The sequence below is a fragment of the Streptomyces synnematoformans genome, from assembly GCF_039531005.1.
Lineage (GTDB): Bacteria > Actinomycetota > Actinomycetes > Streptomycetales > Streptomycetaceae > Streptomyces > Streptomyces synnematoformans.
Genome location: NZ_BAAAPF010000645.1, coordinates 1 through 1,477, shown reverse-complemented (window position 1 = coordinate 1,477; position 1,477 = coordinate 1). Strand labels below are relative to the sequence as shown.

1 protein-coding gene is annotated in these 1,477 nt (G+C 74.4%); it reads left to right on the top strand.

The window, feature by feature from the left end; genetic code table 11:
- On the top strand, positions 1-1,119 hold a 1,119-nt coding region (locus ABD317_RS36835), incomplete at its 5' end, for an aldose epimerase family protein (RefSeq protein WP_425582537.1).
- Between the last annotated feature and the right edge of the window lie 358 nt (positions 1,120-1,477).

Below are 1,477 nucleotides of genomic sequence, written 5' to 3'. Positions count from 1 at the left end.
GGCCTGGCCCCGGCCCGCCGCGCGGCCTCCTCGGCGGCGGCGGACTCCGCGGGCCGTACCCGCGGGCCGGTGCGCGAGCCGTTCGGCCGGCTGGCCGACGGCACCCGCGTGGACCGCTGGACGCTGGAGTGCGGCGGCACCCGGCTCAAGGTGCTGTCGTACGGCGGCATCGTGCAGTCCCTGGAGCTGCCCGACCGGCACGGCCGGTACGCCAACGTGTCGCTCGGCTTCGCGGACCTCGACTCCTACGTCGCCGACAGCCCGTACTTCGGCGCCCTCATCGGCCGCTACGGCAACCGCATAGCCGAGGGCCGCTTCACCCTCGACGGCACCGCCTACCAGCTGCCGCTCAACGACGGCGACCACAGCCTGCACGGCGGCGACCGGGGCTTCGACAAGCGGGTGTGGGACGTCGAGCCGTTCACCTCCGCGGCGGGCGTCGGCCTGACCCTGCGCTACGTCAGCGGGGACGGCGAGATGGGCTACCCCGGCGCGCTGGCCACCCGGGTCGACTACACCCTGACCCGCCGCGGCGACTGGCGGATCGACTACGCCGCCACCGCCTCCGCGCCGACGGTCGTCAACCTCACCAGCCACGTCTACTTCAACCTCGCCGGCGAGGGCAGCGGCGACATCTACGACCACCGGCTGCGGCTCGCCGCCTCCCGCTACACCCCCGTCGACGCCGGCCTGATCCCCACCGGCGAGCTGGCCCCGGTCGCCCGCACCCCCTTCGACTTCCGCCGGGGCAAGCCCGTCGGCGCCGACCTGCGCGAGGACCACGAGCAGCTGCTGTACGGCAAGGGCTTCGACCACAACCTGGTCCTGGACAAGGGCATCACCCGCTCCCCGAAGCGGGTGGCGGCGGTCCGGGAGCCGTCCTCGGGCCGCATGATGACCATCGCCACCACCGAACCCGGGCTGCAGTTCTACAGCGGCAACTTCCTCGACGGGTCCTTCGCGGGCACCTCGGGCCGGGTCTACCGCCAGGGCGACGGCTTCTGCCTGGAGACCCAGCACTTCCCCGACTCCCCCAACCAGCCGTCGTTCCCCAGCACGGTCCTCCGCCCCGGCGACACCTACCGCTCCACGACGGTCCACTCCTTCGCCGCGGCCTGACGGCCCCCGCGAGCCGCCCCGCCCCGCCCCGCAGGTGCCTGACGTCCTGCGGGACGGGGCGTCTGCGGTCCGCGCCGGGAGCCTTGACGGCGGTGAGGGGCGTCATTACCTTGCCGAGTATTCACCGACTTGGACAACGTTCCCTATACGGAACCGAGTTGGGAGCGCTCCCGGAGCGGGGGAAGGATTGGAGGAGGGATGACGCCGGCCTGGAACGCGCGAGCACGGGCAGCGGACGCGGACGGCGGACCGCCGCGCCGGCCGAGCCGGAGGACGGTCCTGGCGCTGGGCACGCTGCCGGCCCTGGCGGCCGCGGTGGCGGCCGCCGGACCCGCGCAGGCCGCGACCGGGACGGCGG